Origin of the sequence: Vibrio panuliri, from assembly GCF_009938205.1 — a bacterium.
Lineage (GTDB): Bacteria > Pseudomonadota > Gammaproteobacteria > Enterobacterales > Vibrionaceae > Vibrio > Vibrio panuliri.
This window is the reverse complement of sequence record NZ_AP019655.1, coordinates 325,752-348,309: the sequence shown is the minus strand read 5'-3', so window position 1 is coordinate 348,309 and position 22,558 is coordinate 325,752. Positions and strand designations below refer to the sequence as shown.

The window sequence follows — 22,558 nt, the reverse complement described above, 5'->3', positions numbered from 1 at the left end:
CCGCCACTTTTTTAAACTGCGATGAAGTTCACATGATTTACCTACTGCCGTTATTTACTGTTTTCATCTGGGGCATGAACGCGATTGCCAGCAAAATGGCAGCATCAATCATCGAGCCGAGTGCAATGAGCTTCTATCGCTGGTTATTCGCAATCGTTATTTTGACGCCTTTTTGCTTAGTCAAAGTGATCCGACTTTGGGGAGAAATCAAACCAAACTTAGCCAAACTGGCATGCCTTGGTTTGTTGGGGATGGTGATCAACCAATCTTGTGGCTATTACGCAGCGGTGACGACGACGGCATCAAACATGGCTCTAATTAGCTCGTTAGTCCCCCTTATGGCGATATTTTTAAGTGTGCCGTTATTAGGCAAGCCCATTTCCCTAAACGGTATCATTGGTGGAGCTATCTCTTTAATTGGTTTGGCATACATGCTTGGCAAAGGCGATATGCTGTTCTTCCTATCGCAAAGCATTACTCAAGGTGATGGGTTAATGGTTATAGCGTCATTAGCCTACGCGCTATACTGTGTTCTGCTAAAACGTTGGAAAATGCATCTACCGAATACTATTTTAATTTACATGCAAGGTTTCTGTGCAATGGTCATGTTGGCGCCAATTTGGCTCACCAGCGATCAACTACTCCCCCCTGTTGATTCAGTGCCAATTATTCTGTTTGCCTCTATCGCAGCGTCAATTGCTGCGCCTTGGATGTGGATCAAATCCATTGATGCTATAGGTGCCGACAACAGTGCCATGTTTATGAACTTACTCCCTGTTGTAGCGGTAACACTTGCCGCCACGACGCTTGGGGAAACCATTCACATCTATCATCTGATTGGCGGCATCATGGTAATTAGCGGGGTTATTTTGGCGCAAATCAAGCGTAATAAGAAAAATGACAATATTGAGCCAACTATTTTAAATAACGACCCGGCGCAATAAGGCAACCTTAGTAGTAATACTTCAGTTGCACTGACTTAAGCATAAAAAACCAGCTTTTTTACAAGCTGGTTTTTTATTACTTAGTAACTGACTTCTATATCTGTTTTAGGCACTGCGCAACACGCTAAAATCTCGCCACCAGCGGCATCAATATGCTCATATGCGGGCACATCAGGGTGATTCACCTCACCATCAACAACCTTAACTCGGCATGCTCCACATAAACCAGCACGGCAACTATTCGGTATGTTGATCCCTACTTCTTCCGCTTGCTCTAGCAAAGAACGCTGATTATCAGCGGTAAAGTGCTGTCCATTGACGCAAACCTTCAGTTCTTTTTGTGCAGAGATGGTGTCAGATGTTGCAGAAAAACTCTCACTAATTCGCTCGACATAACGTTCTTTCTGCTTATATTCAAGCACTGTAATCTCGTCACCGACTCGAATTAAACCTTCATTTTTTGCCACCAAATTTTGACCAAAAAACACACCACCAGCGTCGTTCGATCTAAACTCTGACAGCGTTTTTAAGGGCTCTTTGCTCGGGCGAAACTTGCCACTTTCTACATCAACTGTCGTTAATATGCAGCGTTCACATGGTTTTACTGCCTCAAACTCCACCTCGCCGATGCGTATCCGTTTCCAGCTGTCCTCGATAAATGGCTCAGTACTCGCCGCGACCAAGTTGGTCCGAAACTGATCCATCGAGTGTACTTCTCTACTGCGGCGATTAAGTTCATCAAGCGATCCCTGGCTGATCAACAGCAAAGGATAACCATCTGCAAAACTTACGTTATGACCGAGTTTTTCTCGCACTCGTTGTGATTGCTCTCCGGTAAACAGTAATTCAACGCGTTTCCCGAGTACTTGGCTAAACCAATCATCGGCTTCATCCAGCGTGGTGTATGCTTCAAACGCATCTCCCCATACTTTCGCTGGTGTTGGCTGCATCTTAAAATCAGCATAACGAATTTTTAGCGGCGGTCGATTAGGCGCGCTGAAAATCAATCCATCGGGGGTTAGTACTGACGTCACTTTCACCATGTGTGGGTATTTGCGTGCGGTGACCATTGCCCCATCGGCAAGAGCCAACATAAAACGACGGTCAAACATAAGTCCCTGTTTTTCAACCCAGGCGTTCGAGAGGGAAACGCCACCTACCGACTTCACCGGATAGACGTTAATTTGAGAAAGTGTTGAGGCTGTCATTGCTATTCCTTTTTGTGTTATACCCAAGCCACCTCTTAGTGCTGATTCCCCTAAGATGACTTGGGTATAACGTTTTTAGTATATCGTTTTTCATTGCCAATTGGCATTGGCGGAATCACGCAAACGTTTGGCTAATTGTTCAACAAACGCAACTAACGGGTAAAAAAGTGGGTGAAATCCTCACCGCTTTCCTCTATCATCCTGTCGCCTAAGCCTATGTGTTTTTCTAAAAATCCGTAGTTTAGGCTCCAATCAGACAACTTACTCATGGTGGGAGCAAACATGACAACTATTACGATTACTCGTCCGGATGACTGGCACGTTCACCTTCGCGATGGCGAAGTTCTAAAAGATACCGTACGAGATATTAGCCGCTACAACGGACGCGCGCTGATCATGCCAAACACTATCCCACCGATTACCAACACTGAGCTTGCACTAGCCTATCGCGAACGCATTATGGCAGAGAAGCCAAGCGAGCAGTTTGAGCCGCTAATGGCGCTTTACCTAACAGATAACACGACTGCAGATGAAATTCGTAAAGCGAAAGCATCAGGCAAAGTATTCGCTGCTAAGCTATACCCTGCGGGGGCAACCACAAACTCAGACTCAGGTGTGACATCTGCTAAAAATATCTACCACGTTTTAGAAGCGATGGAAGAAGTTGGTATGTTGCTGCTGGTGCACGGTGAAGTAACCCACCATGATGTCGATATCTTCGACCGTGAAAAAGCGTTCCTTGAAACCGTACTTGCACCTATCGTTAACGATTTTCCAAATCTAAAAATCGTACTTGAGCACATTACCACTGCTGATGCTGCAGAGTTTGTCGCTAAAGCAGGTGACAATGTTGCGGCAACAATCACCGCTCACCACCTAATGTATAACCGTAACCATATGTTAGTGGGTGGCATTAAGCCTCACTTCTACTGTTTACCAATTTTAAAGCGCAATACCCACCAACAGGCATTAGTTGCCGCGGCAACCAGTGGTAGCAAGAAGTTTTTCTTAGGTACCGATTCTGCGCCACACGCTAAGGGCAAGAAAGAAGCAGCCTGTGGTTGCGCAGGTTCATACACAGCTCACGCAGCACTTGAACTCTATGCAGAAGTATTTGAGCAAGAGGGCAAACTGGAACACTTAGAAGCATTTGCTAGCCACAACGGTCCAGATTTTTATGGTCTACCTCGCAACGCAGATACCGTGACACTGAGTAAAGAGTCTTGGGACGTCCCTGCAAGCATGCCATTTGGCGATGATATTGTTGTGCCAATTAAAGCCGGTGAACAAGTTACTTGGACAGTAAAATAAGCCTTTGCTTGCTGCGCAAAACAGCGTAAAGCAAAAGGGCCCGATATCTTTGTCTAGTGCTATCGCTTATTAAAACAGAACCCCGCTAAAAAGCGGGGTTCTGATCTGATATCTCTATCATCTTGTCCACGTTTTTACTTACAAATAAGCATGTGGACCAAACACTTCATAATGAATACGTTCGCGTGCTACGCCAAGTTGCTCAAGCTGCTTAACGATATGCTCCATAAAAGCAACCGGACCACACAAATAGAACTCCGCCTCATTCACCGCTATTTGCGACACTTGAGCGAGATCCATCACGCCATGTTGATCTCGATACCAAACTTGGTGCTGCCAGTTATGTTGCTTGATAAGCTGCTCAGTTTCTTTAGCAAAGGTATGTTGCGGCTCAGATTCACACGCATAGAAGTAGCTCACATTGCTTTTATTCTGCTCTGAAAGTGTTTGAGCCATAGCTTGAATCGGTGTCGCCCCAACCCCTGCGGCAATTAAAACGACTGGTTTTTCCGTTGCTTGATAGAAAAACTCACCGGCAGGTGGATACACCATTAAAGAGTCACCCACTTGTAACTCATTGTGCAAATAGTGGGAAACTAAGCCTTGATACGTCGCTTCGCTTTCTTGCGCCCCTTCTTTCTTGACCGAAATACGGTAGCTTTCACCGTTGGATGCTTGTGACAAGGAGTACTGACGAATTTCGACATGCTCGCTAGCAGAAGGTTTAACTTCAATACCAAGGTACTGCCCCGGGGCAAAATTGGCGACAGGCTTGCCATCAAGGGGTCGTAACTCAAAGCTAGTCACCAACGCTGATTCTGGTGTTTTTCGCTCAATAATGAATTCTCGCGCACCACGCCAACCACCATCGGTATTCTCATTGGCTTGGTAGATTTGCTCTTCACGATCAATAAACACTTGAGCTAAAAATAGATAAGCGGCAGTCCATGCTTCTTCCACCTCAGAGGTAAACGCATCGGGCACAAGCTCACGAAGTGTCTCAATCAAATGATTACCCACGATTTGGTAGTGCGCGGCTTGAATGTTGAAACTGGTGTGCTTATGAGCGATACGCTCAACCGCCTGAGTCAACGCTGCAAGGTTTTCGATGTTTTTTGCATACGCAGCAATGGCTTCGAACAACGCCACACTCTGACGCCCAGTTTTTTGGTGCGTCATATTAAAAATATCTTTCAATTCTGGGTTGTGGCTGAACATGCGCTGATAAAAGTGTTGAGTTAACGCAGGGCCTGCGCTCTCCAACAAAGGAATGGTACTTTTAACAACTGCAATATGGTTTTCGTTGAGCATAAGAGCTTTTCTCCTGATTATTTTATACCCAAGTGACAACTTAACTTGATGGGTATCGCTCGCTATTTTGAGAGCTGGCTGGACAACAGCAGGAATGATGCCAAGTTTGAAAACACCGAAATTACTAGTATTTCAGTCAGTTAACCATCTTACTCATGTCATTTTGACCTCTTTATTTTGAGTCAAATTGACTCTAGAATAGGTAAAGCACTCATTTAAGGTTAGCTCATGCAAGATATTTCGATTTCAACACTGCTGGATATGACAGCCGGCTTAGCAAGTGGTCATAATGATCAAGACCGTTTTAATAAGTTACTCGATGCGATTCGTAAAGCAGTACAATGTGACTGTGTCGCCCTATTGGGTTTACAAGGCGACACCTTAGTACCGCTCGCCATTCAGGGTGTCACCCGAGATACCTTAGGTCGCCGCTTTAAAGTCAATGATCACCCTCGCTTTGCCCAAATCTGTGCCGCAACCAGTGTGATTCGCTTCGATGCTGACTCCCCGCTTCCTGATCCTTTTGACGGGTTACTTTTGGACTACGATGGCGAGTTGCCGATGCACGCCTGTATGGGGCTTCCTTTGATTTATGCTGACCAATTGCTTGGCGTGCTTACCTTTGACAGTTTAACGCCCAACGTGTTTGATGCCATTCCACCACGGAGTTTAGAGGCGCTTTCTGCGATTGTCGCATCGCACCTTAAAGTAGCGTTAACTGTTTCTCAACTTGAGCAGCAAGCGAAGCAGACCCAACAGAAATTGGAAGAGCTCAATCAAGAGGTGTGGGAACGCGATGGCGGTGAAATCATCGGTAATAGCAGCGCAATGCAAGCACTCAAACAAGATATTTCTGTCGTTGCCCCCTCTGATTTTACGATTCTGATCCATGGCGAGACTGGAGTTGGCAAAGAGTTGGTCGCACGAAGCCTGCATCATCAATCAGCACGCAGCAACCAACCACTAATCTATGTCAACTGCGCAGCCATCGCTGAATCGTTGATTGAGAGCGAGCTATTTGGTCACGTTAAAGGCGCCTTTACTGGCGCAGATAAAACACGACTTGGCAAATTTGCCCTCGCCGATGGAGGTACACTGTTTTTAGATGAGATTGGCGAATTAAGCTTAACTGCACAAAGCAAACTGCTTCGAGCGTTGCAAAACAATGAGATTCAACCTGTGGGCCAAGATGCTGTTCAGAGTATCAATGTGCGTGTGCTCGCAGCGACCAATCGAGATTTGAGCAAAGAAGTAGAGCATGGTCGTTTTCGGGCAGACCTTTATCACCGCTTGAGTGTTTACCCTCTCGCGGTTCCTCCGCTACGCGAACGTGAAGAAGATGCGATATTATTAGCAGGTTATTTTTTAGAACAAGCACGGAAAAAACTAGGCATTGTACAGCTCAAGTTCGCGAAAGATGCGTTGATACAACTACCTCGCTACGACTGGCCCGGAAACGTACGCGAACTAGAGCATGTGATTAATCGGGCAGCACTGAAAGCGCGCGCGAACAGCCATCAAGCCAATACGGTTTCTGTGAGTGCTATAGATCTAGCATTAAACAGCAGCGAGAGCCCGAACAGTCAATCAGCGCTTACAAACACCGCCTCACCAGCACAGGTAATTGAAGTTAAAGACCTTCGACAAGCAACTGATGAGTATCAAGCCAAACTGATTATCGCCGCACTTGAGAGTGCCAAGTTCAATTGGGCGCAAGCCGCGAGGCAGCTCAAAGTGGATCGCGCCAACTTAGTTCGATTAGCCAAGCGTCTCGGAATCCAAGTTACAAAACAACACAAGATTGATTACTAATTTTGTTTATACAATGTAGCCTGATTGTTACAATACCAGAATAATTAGTTGAACTAGATAGGAATGTTATGAAAGTCATCCGTTGGATTTTAGGTCGAATTATTCTGGTACTGGATTTTGTCTTTTCGCCACGCGGCGTAAAACGCTCAACAGAAGCTCAACAAGCAATCGATGAAAAGGCTGCACAAATGGCGCTATATCAATTTGAAGCGTGTCCATTTTGCGTCAAGGTACGTCGTGCTTTAAAACGTCAATCGGTTAAAATCGATTTACGTGATGCGAAAAATGACCCTCAACACCGTGCAGACTTGGAAGCGGGAGGTGGCAAAATCAAAGTGCCTTGCTTGCGCATAGAAACCCAACAAGGCGTGCAGTGGATGTATGAGTCTGCTGATATTGTGGCTTATTTAGAAAAAGAATTTGCCTAATTCATACCAAGGCAACTATCTTGAAATCATAGACATAGTGCCCCGCATTAGCTTTTAAAACAGGAAATGGACACTGTTTTGCGGGGCTGACAATAGGAGCACAACGCTAACGTTTTCAACCCAATAAGTGTCAATAATACGCTTAAGTAAGTGACTAGGAGTGTGATTTTATGGATAAACTCACCGTCGTACCGTTTGAACCACAACACATTAAGGCGATCGTGTTTGATCTTGATAACACTCTCGTCAGCTCTGATATGGACTTTTTCTCGTTGCGCGAAGAGATCGGCTGTCCTTTTGATCGAGATTTGCTGACCTTTACCGATGAGATTACCTGCCCAACATTGCGTGCCGATGCTGAGCAAATGATCCTCGACCATGAACTTGAGGACGCCAAAAGCTCCCACCCAATGCCGGGTTGCGTCACCATATTGCGCTATATCGAACGCAAAGCGTTACACACCGCGATCATTACACGCAACTGCTTTGAGGCCGCCTCCGCCAAAGTAAAACACAACAATCTGAATATCGAGCGAATAATTAGCCGAGAGCACTTTGCACCTAAGCCCGCCCCTGATGCCCTCAACTCTCTTGCAAGTGAGTGGCAACTTGCTCCCAAACAAGTTCTGTATGTCGGTGATTACTTGTACGATTTACAGGCCGCGTTCAATGCCAACATGCCATCATGCTTGGTCAATCATGGTATAGAAAAACCGTTTGAACATCAGGCATCCGTCGTTGTACCTCATCTAAATGACTTAACCCAGTTGCTTACCTACGGCAATGCGAGTAAAAATAATAAAGCTATGTAGCTTTTCACCATAAGTTACCTAGGCATAACAAATTCAATAATATGGTAGGAAGCCAACTATGCCGAAAAACAAAGTGCTGGTTTTGTATGCTCATCCTTCTCAGCATCGTTCTGAGGTAAACCAGCCCCTTTTTGATGCTGCACAAAATATTGAAGGTGTCACCACCGTCGATCTCTACTACGAATACCCAAGTTACAACATCAATATTGACCGCGAGCAACAGCGGTTACTCGAACATGATGTGATCATTTTCCAGTTCCCACTTTATTGGTATTCCACCCCTGCAATGCTCAAAGAATGGCAAGATCTCGTCTTGGAGTACGGCTTTGCTTATGGTAGCCAAGGCACGGCCCTCAAAGATAAACGCTTTTTATGTGCCTTATCTGCTGGCGGACGAGCGGATGCTTATCAAACCAAAGGATACAACCACTTCACCATTCGCGAACTTCTTTACCCTATCGAGCAAATGGCCGCATTGACGGGTATGAAATACATGGCACCTTTGGCTCTTTTCGGCGCACGTACAGCAAAAGAAGAAGGCAGAATTACTCAACATGTTCAAAACTGGAGAAATTTGCTCAACGCTCTGGTCAACGATCAGTTCGATTATAAGCGCGCCTATGAGGTAGAAAAACTCAATCCATACCTTAATCAACTGATTCTAGGAGATAAAGAATGACCAGTTACTTTCTGCAAGCCTTTATCTACTTAGTTGCCGCGGTGATTGCTGTGCCCATTGCCAAGCGGTTGGGGCTAGGCTCGGTACTGGGTTACCTGATCGCTGGTGTGGTGATTGGTCCTATTATTGGGTTGGTGGGTGAAGAAACCACAACCATCCAGCACTTTGCCGAGTTCGGTGTGGTGATGATGTTGTTTTTAGTGGGGCTAGAGTTAGAGCCTAAAATGCTGTGGAACATGCGCAACCGCTTACTCGGCTTAGGCGGGTTACAGGTTGGTGCGACCGCAGCGGCTGTTATGGGCATTGCATTATTGTTTGAACTGCCATGGACTATTGCCTTAGCAATAGGTTTGATCTTTGCCCTCTCATCGACCGCTATCGTATTACAGACGTTTAACGAAAAAGGGTTAACGCGGACTGAAGGCGGGCAAAATGCGTTCTCAGTTCTACTCTTCCAAGATATTGCCGTCATCCCAATGTTGGCATTTATTCCACTATTAGCATTACCAGAGTTAGTAGAGAAAGCACAAACCGCAGCCGCTAGCGCGGCGGAGCATCATGAAGAGTTGAGCCTAGTTGCTGGCCTGCCTGGTTGGGGCTACGCGCTAGTGATCATCGTTTCAATTGCTGGGCTTGTCGTGGGTGGTCACTATCTCAGTCGACCACTATTTCGCTTTGTTGCTAGTTCAGGACTGCGCGAAATCTTTACCGCAACCGCGCTAATGTTGGTGGTGGGCATCGCAGCCTTGATGAGTCTGGTTGGCCTCTCTCCCGCTCTCGGGACATTCTTAGCTGGCGTAGTTTTGGCAAACAGTGAGTTTCGTCATGAGTTAGAGTCAAACATCGACCCATTCAAAGGGCTACTGCTTGGTCTGTTCTTTATCACCGTTGGCGCTGGAATTAACTTCGGCATCTTGTTCGATGACTTTTTCCTCATCATCGGTTTAACACTGGGCGTGATGCTGCTTAAAGCCATTATTCTTTACCTGCTTGGCTTCTGTTTTCGAATTCGTAAGAGCAATCGCTGGCTGTTCACCCTCAGCTTGGCACAAGCCGGGGAATTTGGCTTTGTCCTGTTAAGCTTTACCACCCAAAATCATGTTATCCCGCTGGATATCGCCCAAACGTTATCGCTCGTTGTTGCGCTATCAATGTTCCTCACTCCGGGGCTATTTATTCTGTTCGATAAGGTCATTTTACCTCGTTATGAGCAAGCATCGAACGACGGCGAAGCGGATGAAATTGATGAAAAAGGCACCGTAATTATCGCTGGTATTGGGCGTTTTGGTCAGATAATCAATCGCTTGTTGGTCGCCAACGGTATCAAAACCGTGGTGCTGGATCATCAAGCAGCGCAGGTGGATATGGTTCGCCAAATCAATACCAAAGCCTTCTTTGGTGATGCAACCCGCCCAGATTTGCTCCATACCGCCGGTATTGAAGAAGCGGCAATGGTCGTGGTCGCGATTGATAATAACGACGCTTCATTAGAACTGGTTAAATATATTAAACATACGTATCCGAAGGTGAAAATACTGGCACGTGCATTTGACCGAGGCGACAGTTACCTGCTACGTCAGGCGGGTGCCGATATTATTGAATCAGAAACCTATCACTCTGCATTAGAGCTTGGTGCGCACGCTCTACGAGAATTAGGCCATCATCCGTTCCACGTTGAACAGCAAAAAGCCAGCTATAAACGTGTTGAGGATAAAAAGTCAGATATGCTCTATCAAGCATGGCTGGATGATGCCTCTGGTGAGCGTTTTGACAACAACTACCGACAGTTGTTTATTCACCTAGAAGAGCAGATCAAACTGGCGCTCGCCACCGACCGAGCTGATAAACACAACAACGATGAACGTGGTTGGACACCACCACCAAAAGGCTATGCCGAAGATTTTAAAGAAAATGTTTAAAGTGTTTTAACCCATAGCTACTCGATTTAACTCATATATCGAGTAGACTATAGCCATGTAATCTCAACAGGCTTGGTTTACCAACAGCCAATTGAGTATATCTATGATACCAACCGGAATTGGCATGCGCTCTACCTTACTAGTTCCGATTGGAATAATCCTAAGCCGAGGTACGCCTCGGCTTAACTATCTAACGCACCTGTATTTATGACGACCACCCAGACTCCATCACTAGCAAAACAACTTTTCAATATGACTTGGCCAATGCTGTTTGGCGTTTTGTCATTGATGAGCTTTCAACTCGTCGACAGTGCCTTTATCGGGCAACTCGGTATTTTGCCCTTAGCAGCCCAAGGCTTTACCTTACCGATCCAGATGGTCATTATCGGTATTCAAGTCGGGCTTGGTATCGCCACCACAGCGGTAATTGCAAAAGCAATCGGCGCCAATCAAATTCGCTATGCTCAACAGCTTGGCGGCTTAGTAGTGGTAATGGGCTCGGTTGGTGTCGCGCTGTTTGGGCTACTTATCTATCTGATACGTGAGCCTTTACTATCATTACTTAGCGCGCCTGACACAGTATTGCCAATCATCGATAGCTATTGGATCTATTGGCTGATCAGTTCTTGGACTGGGGCACTGCTTTATTTCTTTTATAGTGTTTGCCGAGCAAACGGAAATACGATGTTGCCGGGCACATTAATGATGGTTACGAGCGTTATCAACCTAGCCTTGGACCCACTCTTTATCTTTACTTTCAATCTAGGTATCAATGGCGCGGCTATCGCTACCATTGTTGCTTTTGGGATTGGCATTCTGGTCGTGGCCCCTAAAGTTGCCCGTAAACAGTGGATTTGTTTTGATTGGCACGATCTCGATTTACCAGCCAGTCTCAAATCGATTGGCAACATTATGGGGCCTGCGATGGTGAGCCAACTGTTGCCTCCCTTGTCTTCGATGTTGGCAACCAAACTGCTCGCGGGTTATGGCACGGCAGCGGTTGCCGCATGGGCGCTTGGCTCTCGCTATGAGTTTTTCGCGATTGTGTCTGTATTAGCTTTGACAATGTCGATGCCTCCTATGGTGGGGCGTTTACTCGGGGCAAACAAAATCAACGAGATTCGCCAACTCGTCATCATCGCCTGCAAATACATATTGGCCTCTCAACTGGTGATTGCCTTAATTACTCTAATTAGCAGCGGTTTTCTCGCTCGCCTAATGACGAGTGATATAAAGGTAGAGCAAATTTTAGACTGGCACTTGATGATCGTTCCATTTAGCTTGGGGCCACTTGGTATTTGCATGCTGATGGTTTCCATCAATAACGCACTGGGAAAATCTTATACCGCACTCACCATTTCTGCACTGCGCCTGTTTGCTTTTTTCCTACCATGCTTATGGGTCGGCTCAAGGTTAGCTGGCATTGAGGGCATCTTTTGGGGTGCATTGGTAGGTAATATCGCGGCAGGAACATGTGCATGGCTGATGTATCAAAATGCTGTCCGTCAGGTAGAGCTGCGCATCATTGTGAAATAGGTTGCATCACTTTTAACCATTAGTTAACCTAAACGCTCACTAATAAGGACATTGGCAATGCCGCTTAACTTTACTTACCTATGGCTCCTCCTCTTAATACCTGTAGCCGGTAGGTAGACTAGTGCCTGGCTACGAGTAAGTAGCCAGTTTGCATTAACTCGTAGCCGTTCATTCATCCACAAGGAACGAGTTAATGAATCAATCATTGAAAACTTTGGATTTCTCCGTATCCCAACACCATGTAGGCCTTATTTATGCGTTTATTGGCTGCTTGCTGTTTTCGCTTAAGCCCATTTTAGTCAAACTTGCTTATCTAGCTGGGGGAGATGCAACGTCTATCATGGCATTACGTGCATTGAGCTCGCTCCCACTCTATTTGGTTACTCTGGTCTACTTATGCAGAAAAGCATCCAATCGTAGTAAAGCTCGACAGTCCGGCATCGCGGCAGCGGGAGTTGGTGTTTTGGGGTACTATCTTGCTAGTTATCTCGATATCTCTGCGCTAGCGTTTATTTCAGCGCAACTAGAGCGACTATTGATCTTTCTGTTTCCTTCATTCGTTGTATTGATTAGCTGGGTAGTCTTTAAACAAGCCCCAAGCAAAAACGTAATCTTGGCAACTTTTGTCGGATACATCGGTACTGCTTTGATCTTGGTGCATGACTTTCAAACCCTTGGTCATTCCGTCGCTCTAGGAGCCTTACTTGCTGTCGCTTCAGCATTCGTATTCGCAATTTATTTAGTCGCGAGTAAGCCCTTAATTCACCGACTAGGTAGCTCCATGTTTACCAGTATTGGAATGGGAAGCGCCGGACTGGCAATCATCACTCACTTGCTACTCAGTGGGGTTCAGATAAGTGAATGGTCGTATGAATTAATCACCATCGGCGTCATACTTGGCATCGTTTGTACTGTGTTGCCTTCTTACTTTGTAGCGGCGGGTATGGCTAGACTAACCCCTACTCAATTGAGCCTAACCAATAACGCGGGGCCCGCTATCACCGCGGCATTTGCCGTACTATTACTAGGGGAAATGTTCACAATTTGGCATGCAATCGGCATGATTTTGGTCATATTCTCAGTTGTTATAATAAATCGTTCAAAAAATTAGAGAGTTCAGAGGAATTAAGTCGTATGATCCGCAAACCTTTTTCGAGTTTCAGTTTATATGAGCAATAATCACCACCCAATTCAAGGCGCAAGCTGGATGTTAGCCGCCGGCTTGTCTTTCGCAATCGTGAATAGCTTGGCGCAAGTTGCCAGCATTAACTTTGGTTTGTCATCGACTACCGTTGCTTTGGTGCAGTACGCCATCGCTTTAGTGGTTATCTTGCCCTATTTGAAAACGTTGGGTATTCGCCAATCTTTGCGGACCCAAAAACTTGGTTGGCATATCTTCCGCGTCTTCTTAGCTGTCATTGGCATTCAACTTTGGTTGTGGGCACTCGCTTATCCCGTACCGATTTGGCAAGGTATCGCGCTGTTAATGACTTCACCACTCTTTGCCACCGTTGGTTCCGGTCTGTTTCTGAAAGAGAAAGTGGGCGCGGCTCGATGGGGTGCCACGTTGACGGGCTTCGTTGGCGCGATGATCATTCTCGAACCTTGGGCTGATGATTTTAGCTGGGCAACATTACTACCTGTAGGCGCAGCTTTTTTCTGGGCTTGCTACTCATTGATGGTCAAAAAACTCTCTTCGAATGATTCGCCATCAACCATGGTGGTGTACCTATTAATTCTTATTACACCCTTCAATATTTTGCTCGCTCTACCAGAATGGCAAATGCCTTCTGGCGCTACAGTGTGGGCCATATTAGTGGCGGCTGGTATCGCTACAGCATTGGCACAATGGGCGATTGCAAAAGCGTACTCCGTGGCCGACGCCTCTTTTGTTCAACCGTTTGATCACGCCAAGTTGCCATTGAACGTCTTAGCAGGTTGGATGGTTTTTGGATGGGTGCCTCCGGGTCGCCTTTGGCTTGGTGCCGCTATCATCATTGCTTCCGTGGCGTTTATTACCCAATGGGAATCGCGCAAAGCCCGTGTAAAAAAATAGTTTTTTGAAAGAAAACCTCAAGATAGCCGTTCTAATATTTTAACCATCCACGACGAGATACTGCTAAAGTTGAAAGTAATTAGCAGGTCTCTGGATAAGTCAAAAATTAGCGACGGCTTGGAAACACAACATGATCCCAAGCTGAGTCATCAACGTGAGGGAGCTCGCCATGACAACACCAATAAAAATCACTTTATATCGCTGGGCTGGCAGTTGGGGACCATTCAAAGTCAATATCCCTTGTGGCGAATGCACCCTAACCAAAGATATTCTGCAAGACACCTTTGATAATGAACTCGCAGGTATTCCTATTGAACTAGAGGTTAAAGATTGGTTATCTCATTGGTGGGAACCTTTAAAGCTCGGCGCTTGGCATGCTCCTATCCTCGTTGTTGAGGGCAAAGTGATTAGCCAAGGTGAGGCACTAAATCGTGGTGTGTTGGTTCAGTCTGTGATTCAAAATTGGACATTGCGTGACACACTCAAAGGCAATATTGTCTACGGTAAAGCAACTTGTCCTTTCTGCGTAAAAGCCAAGAAGATGCTTGATGATGCAGGCATTGAGTACCAATACCATGATGTAGTCAAAGAGAGTGCCGCTCTCTATCGAATGATCCCTGAAGTCAAAGCCATCATTGGTATGAAAACTCCCGTTACCGTGCCGCAGATCTGGCTTGATGGTCAGTATGTCGGTGGCGCAGACAACCTTGAGGCATGGATTGAAAAAAAGGGACTAAATAAAGTACCTGATAACGTCGTCAACCTTGAGGCCAATCAGGGCTAGCTCTATCAAAAAGCCCCAGTGACTCACTGGGGCTTTGACTATATGGTCTGCAAATGGGCGACTAACTACGCTTTGGTTGCTGGTAAGTCTTACCGGCAGCTTGATATGTATCCTTGCGTTTTACTTCAAACATCGCGTCGAAGAACCAAGCGACAAATCGGATCACGTCATCGCCTTCATTCATTACGTGCTCGACGAACTCCTGCTCTTCGCCTTGCTCGTTTTCTTGAACAGTCACATGGTAAATGCGCTTTTCACCCTCAACCTCTGCCAATGCAAATTGACCCGTTAGTGATTCCGCCACCTCTGCGACTTCTTGCTCTTCACATGCTTTTAAGATCGCTAATGCTTGAGGCAAATTCTCTTGCTGGCAAGCTTCTTTAACCAAGGTTTCAAACTGTTTGTGTTCCATAATTTCACCTAAATCACACTGTGTGTTTTGCTGGGCGGCATTGTAACCGAAGCGGGTCAATTGCGAAATAAGTGATAGCTTCTCGAAAGCTGTGCCACTCGCCAAAAGAGATCGCTCTTTTAACTCAATAACTTGTGCCCTTAAATAGAGTCTCGATAGCACTCTATCATCGTGGTTTCTGTTACCACAGTACAAAAAATCAATCCCTATCAGCAAAAAGTGCTAATTAAGGCAAAAATGTGGCGTTGGTTTGAAAAAGTATGCACTGTGTACCATATTTAATCCTGAGACAGACAATTCTAAGTGACAGAGATCACAAGTGTCAGGGAGATGTCAGATGGCCAAAAAAAGTAAATCATCCTCATTATCGATAAATGTGGAGACCATCAATCGTATTGTTGCGCTCGAGGGACAAGAGCTTTTACATCAAGTAACCATGCTGCTGCACCGTGAGTTTGGTAGCCAATGCACCTGTATTGTTGAGTTAGACAAACTCAACTTCTTTGCCCAAACCTTATCCTATGCTTGCCAGAGGAAAATCCAGACGCCATTTTGCTACTCAATGGTTGGCACTCCTTGCCATGAAGTGAGTAAATCCACTCAGCTTTTCTGCTTATTCAGTGAGAAGGTCGCGCAGGATTTCCCACAAGACTCTTTTCTGGCGGAGAATGAAATCGAGGCTTATCTTGGCGTGCCTTTGCGCGCTCAAAATGGTGAGAACCTAGGTATCTTAATTTCAACCTTTACTTCCCCCGTTAGCCAGTTAGATGAAGAAAGCAAAAGTCGATTAATTTATTACCACACTTTTCTTGCCAATATTGTCGTACATAGCTTGCGCGCAAAGTGGTTTTCAGCGCGTTCTGATAGCCTCGTTAATCAGTTGAGCCACGAAATCTCTCATGATGCTTTAACCGGACTGCTTAACAGAAGCCGCCTTTCTGGCATGCTCGAACACTATGACGACGTCGTTGATGAGCCGCTCACGCTTGCGTATATCGACATAGATAATTTCAAATCCATTAATAACCTATATGGCAACTATATTGGAGACCAAGTTCTCAAGTTTGTCGCAATGACAATAGAAGAAAGTTTACCAGAGCAAAATCACGCGTTCCGGATCTCCGGCGATGAGTTCGCATTTGTCACCTTCTCAAGTGACCCATTCACCATCTGCCAAAATATCATCGTCAAGCTTCGTCAGGGCTACCGTGATTCATCGCATAAGATTAAGCTCAGTGCCAGCATAGGGTTAGCGTGCAAGTCTGAAAAGAGCCTATCCGCCGATCAACTCATGCTCAATACCTCTTTAGCTCTGAAAGACTGCAAGCAGGTAAGGAACAATCATATCCAGAGCTATGATATCCATCTCAGTAATCAGTATTATCGGCGCACAATGGTTATTGATGCGTTACGCAATGAGTTGGACCGCAACAATACCGAAGAGAGTGAGATTTATGTGGCTCTGCAGCCGATAGTCTCGCTTGATAACCCCACTTGGGACTACTTTGAGACTCTGGCACGCTGGAACAGTAAAACCCTCGGTACTATTTCACCGATGGAGTTTATCGAAGCCGCGGAACAGTCAGGTTTAATTGTGGAACTAGGCGAACGTATTGTCGCCCTCGCCTGCAAAGCGAAAAAGGAGTTAGAGCAAGGGCTAGGCTACAAAGTGCGCTTAAGCCTCAACTGCTCTGCCCATGAACTCGCTGATTCAACACGCTACATGAGGCACCTCAATGCTTGTTTAAACAAATATCAGTTTGCGCCAGATGAATTTACGATCGAGTTAACCGAGACAGTGTTGTTATCACAAACCAATGAAGTTCGTTACATTTTGGACAAGCTCAGAGCACTGGGGTTTACCGTTGCGCTGGATGATTTTGGCACTGGATACTCAAGTTTGAACTACATTCATAGCTATCCGATCGACACCATAAAAATTGATGCCACTTTTGTGCGTAACATCCTCTTTAACGAAACAGCGGAACGTGTTGTAAACCTGATTATCCAATTAGCCAAGCAGCTAAAAGTAAACCTGATTGCCGAAGGGGTGGAAAACGAGGATGAACTGAACAAGTTGTCCACAATGGGTTGTAAGCAAATTCAAGGTTACTACTTTGCACGCCCTGAGATTCCGAGCGTGCTTATCAAGCACTATCTTAAAACGCAAAATAGTGCCGAAGAAAAAGTCGTTAACCGTCTAGGCTAAAGGCTTAAAACGGCAACTCGACTTGCATCATAACGTTGTTTTTTTCATCGTCATGCCACATATAGTCGAGCCTCACTCTAGGCTCGCCATTTTTTTTCTCGCCAAAGCCAACACTAAATTGCAAACCATGATTCAACAGCCATTCTTGAGTGGTCAACTCATCCTCACCATCGAGTTCATCTGGCGACCATACTCCAATACCAAAGTAACTACTGGAATAGTTTTGGCTGAAAAAGGGATTGGCATCAGATTTTAACACCCAGTCAGACCAATACTCTGAATAGTCTTTGTCGTTAGATTGTGAGAGCAAACCATAATCCAATGTTGAGCCTTGTTGATGGCTCAATAATGGCTTATTTGATAAGCAGTCTCGGTATAATGAAAACGTTTGTGGTACATCTACGTGGCTTTTAAACCCGTAATAGTTATTCTCGCAAGCAACAGCATTCGCCGCAAAAAGACCAAAAATAAGCACAGCGCTCATCTTCGTCATAAATACCTCAAGCAAATTAGAAATTGTTATAGTTTTCAGCGTTGAAACTACTTTAAATCTCCATTTAGTAGTAGCGATTCTCCGTCAAGATTTTGCAAACTTTCGCCGTAGTTAAGTGCTCAATAGAGCGATTGTCTGCCAAGGCAGCACGTATATCAGTGCTGCGTATTGCTACCTTTTCAGGACAGGCCATCACGCTCCAACGCTTGACGATCTCATCCGCTTTATAGAACTTGCTAAAGCTAAGCAAGTTGTCTGGCCCTAATACAAAGGTTAGTTCAGCATCGGGAACCTGTCTCTGCAGCTCTGAAAGCACCGCAAATGTGGTCACTGCCCCACCTTGAGATTGTTGGAATAGATCTTTTTCAAGCGTACAACACTCTAAGTTTGAGAGTTGAAGGTCTTCAATAAATGCGTTAACCAGTTGGACTCTGAGAGAGTAGTCCAACATCTCCTTTCCCCACGCATGAGCAATGCTTGGCAGCAACAATACGCGGTCAAAATGACCAAGAGATTCAACGGCACTACGATGCCCCAAACTTGGTGGGTTAAAAGCGCTACCAAATACAGCGATCTTTGTCATTTTTTATCCTTGTAGCGTCCGAAATTCGTGATCTCGGTTTTCTATTTAGCAGTTTTAGGTATGATACTCACTATACCCAAGCAACTTCAAGAACAAGGATGCACTGTCAAGTTGCCAAACTGAATTACAAGGTTGTTTTGGTATAAACCGAATTCAATTATCACTGCTGCAGGAAGAATACTAATGGAACAGTTGATTCGCGATGAAATGCGCGTTCTACCATCGATTGACCCTCACTTTGAAATCACTCGACGTGTTGATTTCATCAAACGCAAACTGACTGAGTCAGGCTGTAAAGCACTCGTGCTCGGTATCAGCGGCGGAGTTGACTCAACAACATGCGGTCGTTTAGCTCAACTCGCCGTTGATCAACTTAACCAAGAAACTGACGGCGATTACCAGTTTATCGCTGTACGTCTACCTTATGGCGAACAAAAAGATGAAGATGAAGCTCAACTCGCGCTTCAATTCATTCAACCGACTCATTCAGTTTCAGTCAACATCAAACAAGGTGTCGATGGCTTGCACGCAGCGTCACACGTTGCTCTAGAGGGCACAGGATTAATTCCTCAAGACAAAGCCAAAGTCGATTTCGTGAAAGGTAATGTCAAAGCGCGTGCACGTATGATTGCTCAATACGAAATTGCAGGATATGTAGGTGGACTCGTGTTAGGTACGGATCATTCTGCAGAAAATATTACCGGTTTCTATACTAAGTTTGGTGATGGCGCATGCGACATGGCACCTCTGTTTGGCTTAAGCAAACGTCAAGTACGTGAAGTTGCGGCCACCTTGGGCGCACCAGCACAACTCGTGCAAAAAGTCCCAACAGCGGATCTTGAAGAACTCGCACCACAAAAAGCTGACGAAGATGCATTGAACCTTACCTACGAGCAAATCGATGACTTCTTGGAAGGTAAACCGGTCTCGGCAGAAGTGTCACAGCGCTTGGTTAAGATTTATCAAATGACCCAACACAAACGCCAACCAATCCCAACGATCTACGATTGAGCTGCCAATAAATTTTAATGATAACTGGGCAGGGTCCGGCTCTGCTCAGTACTCCTAATATCAGCTTAAGATTTTGTCTTGCTACTCTCAGACTAATTGCTACGCACTCTCATATTGCGCGAGTTGAACTTAACTGGCTTAACTCCTCAAGCTTACTTGGCTGTCTCCGATTCCAAATATATACCGGTGTCATGCACGCACAATCATTACAGACAATGTGCAGTTCCTGATGCTTGTCGTTCCATGCGCTGGCTTTCATTTCCACCGACAAATGATAGCTACCACAGAAAGGGCAGGACTCTAATTTCATTCAGTACCTCAGACTAAAAATGTAAATAGGAAAAAATAGCAACAGCAGCAGATAGAAGTTTCGGCTTCAATAAGCTAACTCCCACCAAAAAAGTGTTAAACAACGAATATCGCAGCAGCATTGAGTTAGTCACTGATACATGCGGAGATTTAACCGCTTCAGTGTATTTTGTAGACTGAGTTGAAACGTCGTTCTTTATTGAGCCATTGTTTATCGTCGATTTTAACGGGCTCAAACCTAACTTCTCTACCGCAGCGATGAACTCGTAACCAAATTTCGGTACTGTTTTTATGTAAGTTGGGAAGCGAGTAGAGTCCTTTAAGGCTTTGCGTAATGTTGACACCGACTGAGTTAAACTCGAATCGTCGACAAATATATCTCTATCATTCCAAAGTACCGATATCAGTTCTCGACGTGACACCGCCCGCTCACGATTATCAATTAAGTACTGTAGTAAACGAGTTTCATTAGAGCCCAGCGTACTCACTTCAGCTGTATCACTCTCATCAACCAACAAATTAGCTTTGGGATAAAACAGCAGCTTTTCACCTAGCTTAAACTCTCTATCCATCACTCCCTTTCCTTTTTACCCAACAAGCATTACAAACGTTCAAATTCTGAAATGTATCGATGATCACGTTGATCTTTAAGAACTTTCTATTTCTGCAAAAGCCAAATGTTTGCTCTTATTTTATTAATCTCGAACATCGTTCGAATGATATTCGAATTCTATTCAATATTCATATCATGTCAACAAAGTGAGATTTATTGAACACTCAATGCATCTACGACATTTGGTTTTTTATGTTTAAAAACATAGTGATAAGATAAAGCAATAAAAATAAAATTTATTATTTTGACAACTTAAGGAAACTAGTAACAGTAGTGATAAAAATTGACTCGACTATGTTGATTGACTAGCATAGTCGAGAACAAAGTAAGAGAAATCGTATGCCGGCCCCTAAATACTCATTTGCAGATGAAGAACAATTGATCCTTGATGCGACAGTTAAAAGCATTCTCGATTCTTCATTAATCGACTTCAAAATGTCTGAGATAGCAAAAAATGCCGGAATATCAATGGGTTCAGTTTACAAGCATATTCAATCAAAAGAAGATGTTCTTGTTGCCCTAGCCGTTCAAATGACGCACCAAACACTCACGGTGATTAGTGATATCCTAAAACTTCCTTACTCCTTATCTTCCAAGATTGTCGCATTAAACTTGGCTTCCGAAGAATCGATGTACATCTATCCATTTGGATATCGACTATTCACAATGCTAAATTCTTTAAATCTGCTTAATAAAGCCTCTCAAGGATGGGTAGATAAACTAGCGACGGTGTCACTGCAAATTCACGATTGCTTTGAGAACGAGCTTTCTAACGCCATTGAGCAGGGTGAGCTAATTCTTGGCAGTGATAATAAAGACTCGCTTATTGAAGAGTTCATGTTGACACATTGGACGCTCAGTGTCGGTTTTCCATTAGTCGTTAGTCACTCATGTAATCCAAATCTGGCAAAGGAAACATGCAATTTGAGCAAGCCTATTTCATTAGATCATCCACTTCTCAAAGGCACGATGAGAATTACTAATAGTTACCCATGGAAAAATCCGGCCTCTATCAATGAGTTGATTGAAATTGAGAAGAACTTAATATCACTTGGGTATCGCTAGTATCTACAAACAACAAAGGGGAGCAATATGCTCCCCTTTGTTATTTATTCACACCCAATTAGCACGTCTATACGCGCTCCTCTAAACCAATGTTGTTGTTTGCCCAAAGCAGAGCTTGCAAGCGGTTCTTGGCATTAATCTTCTTAAAGATATTGTGTAGGTGTGTCTTAACTGTATTCTCACTCACAAACAACTCATCAGCAATTTGTAGGTTAGAGGCACCATGACCAAGCAAGCGCATGATCTCTTTTTCGCGTTTGGTTAGATTTGCATAAGCTTGTGATGTGGTCACAGTATTCGCGCAACGGAAGTGCTCGATATAGTCTTGAGCGACCTTACGGGACAACCACATCTCATCTTGCATAATCTTTCGCATGCCTTTCAGCAACAGTGTAATCTCATCATCAACGTAGAACACACCCACTAGGTTACGCCATTTGAATAACTCTGAAGATGAGACCTCTTTAGGACAGTTGATAACAATCTCTTTCGCACCGGCATTAGCAGGCACACGTAGCTGGTTGTATTGCTCAAAATTAACGTCATCAAAATAGTTATAATCGATCAAAACGTAATCGCCCAGAACTGCTTCTGTTTCATCAATTACTCGAGCTAGCTCGTCTATTGATGCTAGGTCAACATCTAGCTCTATCCCTCTTTCAAGTGAGTCTTTAAACAACTTCGACTGCATACTAACATCAGACAGCAGAGTGATTTTGGGTTTGTGTTCAGGGGTCATGTACTTTTCTCCAGCTTTGCTTGGGTGCTAATTTAAAACTATCGTTTAGTCACAAATAGTCAACATACACATAGATCACACTTTTTATAATGATGATATTTTTTGCTTTAAAAATAGCCACTTAACAGTGGATTCTTATTTTTGAGAAGAACATTGATTACTTGCCCTTAGCGAAACCATCTGCTTAGAGATCCCTTGATTGTGTAACGATCTACATACAAAGTCTTACTTATGAGCTACCTGTTTCAAGAGTGAAGCGAGTTATAAATAGATCAATCATTAGTACCATTTCACCAAGCTCACTCGTGTAATCCTATCCCCAAA

Annotated in this window: 21 protein-coding genes and 1 pseudogene; 14 read left to right on the top strand and 8 right to left on the bottom strand. The window is 44.6% G+C overall.

Features of this window, described 5'->3' with window-relative positions; genetic code table 11:
• The first annotated feature begins 32 nt into the window (after window positions 1-32).
• Complete coding sequence (locus GZK95_RS16430; protein ID WP_075715963.1) at window positions 33-944, top strand: DMT family transporter; 912 nt, start codon at window positions 33-35, stop codon at window positions 942-944.
• Window positions 945-1,024: 80 nt separating this feature from the next.
• Here the strand turns inward: GZK95_RS16430 and GZK95_RS22560 are convergent, their stop codons facing one another.
• Window positions 1,025-1,276: a 2Fe-2S iron-sulfur cluster-binding protein gene (locus tag GZK95_RS22560; protein ID WP_455570246.1), complete on the bottom strand. Its 252-nt coding sequence runs from the start codon at window positions 1,274-1,276 to the stop codon at window positions 1,025-1,027.
• Between the two features lie 27 nt (window positions 1,277-1,303).
• Window positions 1,304-2,152: pseudogene (locus GZK95_RS16425) on the bottom strand (MOSC domain-containing protein); the annotation flags it as partial.
• 282 nt (window positions 2,153-2,434) lie between these two features.
• Here GZK95_RS16425 and pyrC point away from each other — a divergent pair.
• On the top strand, window positions 2,435-3,463 hold the full coding sequence (pyrC, locus tag GZK95_RS16420; RefSeq protein WP_075715965.1) for a dihydroorotase: 1,029 nt from the start codon (window positions 2,435-2,437) through the stop codon (window positions 3,461-3,463).
• Window positions 3,464-3,601: 138 nt separating this feature from the next.
• Here pyrC and hmpA read toward each other — a convergent pair whose 3' ends face one another.
• Window positions 3,602-4,774 (bottom strand): NO-inducible flavohemoprotein, encoded by a 1,173-nt coding sequence (gene hmpA / locus GZK95_RS16415; RefSeq protein ID WP_075715966.1) that lies wholly within the window; start codon window positions 4,772-4,774, stop codon window positions 3,602-3,604.
• A gap of 228 nt (window positions 4,775-5,002) precedes the next feature.
• Here hmpA and norR point away from each other — a divergent pair, with 228 nt between their 5' ends.
• From norR to GZK95_RS16370, 9 genes are all read left to right on the top strand, one after another.
• A complete protein-coding gene (gene norR, locus GZK95_RS16410) occupies window positions 5,003-6,586 on the top strand; it encodes a nitric oxide reductase transcriptional regulator NorR (protein WP_075715967.1) in 1,584 nt (527 codons plus the stop codon).
• Window positions 6,587-6,654: 68 nt separating this feature from the next.
• Window positions 6,655-7,014: a glutaredoxin family protein gene (locus GZK95_RS16405; RefSeq protein WP_075706055.1), complete on the top strand. Its 360-nt coding sequence runs from the start codon at window positions 6,655-6,657 to the stop codon at window positions 7,012-7,014.
• Window positions 7,015-7,184: 170 nt separating this feature from the next.
• Window positions 7,185-7,826, top strand: a complete 642-nt coding sequence (locus GZK95_RS16400) for an HAD family hydrolase (RefSeq protein WP_075715968.1) — start codon at window positions 7,185-7,187, stop codon at window positions 7,824-7,826.
• Between the two features lie 58 nt (window positions 7,827-7,884).
• A complete protein-coding gene (locus GZK95_RS16395; RefSeq protein ID WP_075715969.1) occupies window positions 7,885-8,505 on the top strand; it encodes an NAD(P)H-dependent oxidoreductase in 621 nt (206 codons plus the stop codon).
• Window positions 8,502-10,424 (top strand): monovalent cation:proton antiporter-2 (CPA2) family protein, encoded by a 1,923-nt coding sequence (locus GZK95_RS16390; protein WP_075706052.1) that lies wholly within the window; start codon window positions 8,502-8,504, stop codon window positions 10,422-10,424. Before GZK95_RS16395 ends, GZK95_RS16390 begins: the two co-directional genes overlap by 4 nt.
• 207 nt (window positions 10,425-10,631) lie before the next feature.
• Window positions 10,632-11,960 (top strand): MATE family efflux transporter, encoded by a 1,329-nt coding sequence (locus GZK95_RS16385; protein ID WP_075715970.1) that lies wholly within the window; start codon window positions 10,632-10,634, stop codon window positions 11,958-11,960.
• 193 nt (window positions 11,961-12,153) lie between these two features.
• A complete protein-coding gene (locus GZK95_RS16380; protein ID WP_075715971.1) occupies window positions 12,154-13,071 on the top strand; it encodes a DMT family transporter in 918 nt (305 codons plus the stop codon).
• 57 nt (window positions 13,072-13,128) lie between these two features.
• Window positions 13,129-14,016, top strand: a complete 888-nt coding sequence (locus GZK95_RS16375) for a DMT family transporter (RefSeq protein ID WP_075706050.1) — start codon at window positions 13,129-13,131, stop codon at window positions 14,014-14,016.
• A 169-nt stretch (window positions 14,017-14,185) separates the two neighbouring features.
• Window positions 14,186-14,800, top strand: coding sequence for a glutaredoxin domain-containing protein (locus GZK95_RS16370; RefSeq protein WP_075706049.1), 615 nt, complete (start codon window positions 14,186-14,188; stop codon window positions 14,798-14,800).
• A 61-nt stretch (window positions 14,801-14,861) separates the two neighbouring features.
• Here GZK95_RS16370 and GZK95_RS16365 read toward each other — a convergent pair whose 3' ends face one another.
• Entirely contained in the window at window positions 14,862-15,212 is a 351-nt protein-coding gene (locus GZK95_RS16365; RefSeq protein WP_075706241.1) for a hypothetical protein, read from the bottom strand.
• A 337-nt stretch (window positions 15,213-15,549) separates the two neighbouring features.
• Between GZK95_RS16365 and GZK95_RS16360 the strand changes: the two genes are divergently transcribed.
• Entirely contained in the window at window positions 15,550-17,421 is a 1,872-nt protein-coding gene (locus GZK95_RS16360; RefSeq protein ID WP_075715972.1) for a putative bifunctional diguanylate cyclase/phosphodiesterase, read from the top strand.
• A 4-nt stretch (window positions 17,422-17,425) separates the two neighbouring features.
• Here the strand turns inward: GZK95_RS16360 and GZK95_RS16355 are convergent, their stop codons facing one another.
• Complete coding sequence (locus GZK95_RS16355; RefSeq protein ID WP_075715973.1) at window positions 17,426-17,914, bottom strand: hypothetical protein; 489 nt, start codon at window positions 17,912-17,914, stop codon at window positions 17,426-17,428.
• 64 nt (window positions 17,915-17,978) lie between these two features.
• Window positions 17,979-18,497, bottom strand: coding sequence for a nicotinate-nicotinamide nucleotide adenylyltransferase (locus GZK95_RS16350; protein WP_075715974.1), 519 nt, complete (start codon window positions 18,495-18,497; stop codon window positions 17,979-17,981).
• A 183-nt stretch (window positions 18,498-18,680) separates the two neighbouring features.
• Between GZK95_RS16350 and nadE the strand changes: the two genes are divergently transcribed.
• Window positions 18,681-19,508 (top strand): ammonia-dependent NAD(+) synthetase, encoded by an 828-nt coding sequence (gene nadE, locus GZK95_RS16345; RefSeq protein ID WP_075715975.1) that lies wholly within the window; start codon window positions 18,681-18,683, stop codon window positions 19,506-19,508.
• A 323-nt stretch (window positions 19,509-19,831) separates the two neighbouring features.
• Here the strand turns inward: nadE and GZK95_RS16340 are convergent, their stop codons facing one another.
• The gene (locus GZK95_RS16340) at window positions 19,832-20,389 is read right to left on the bottom strand and encodes a transcriptional regulator (protein ID WP_075715977.1); all 558 of its coding nucleotides are present in this window, start codon (window positions 20,387-20,389) and stop codon (window positions 19,832-19,834) included.
• Window positions 20,390-20,769: 380 nt separating this feature from the next.
• On the opposite strand from GZK95_RS16340, the gene GZK95_RS16335 reads away from it, so the two are divergent.
• A complete protein-coding gene (locus GZK95_RS16335; RefSeq protein ID WP_075715978.1) occupies window positions 20,770-21,495 on the top strand; it encodes a TetR/AcrR family transcriptional regulator in 726 nt (241 codons plus the stop codon).
• 67 nt (window positions 21,496-21,562) lie between these two features.
• On the opposite strand, the gene GZK95_RS16330 is transcribed toward GZK95_RS16335, so the two are convergent.
• Complete coding sequence (locus tag GZK95_RS16330) at window positions 21,563-22,234, bottom strand: LuxR C-terminal-related transcriptional regulator (RefSeq protein ID WP_075706044.1); 672 nt, start codon at window positions 22,232-22,234, stop codon at window positions 21,563-21,565.
• Between the last annotated feature and the right edge of the window lie 324 nt (window positions 22,235-22,558).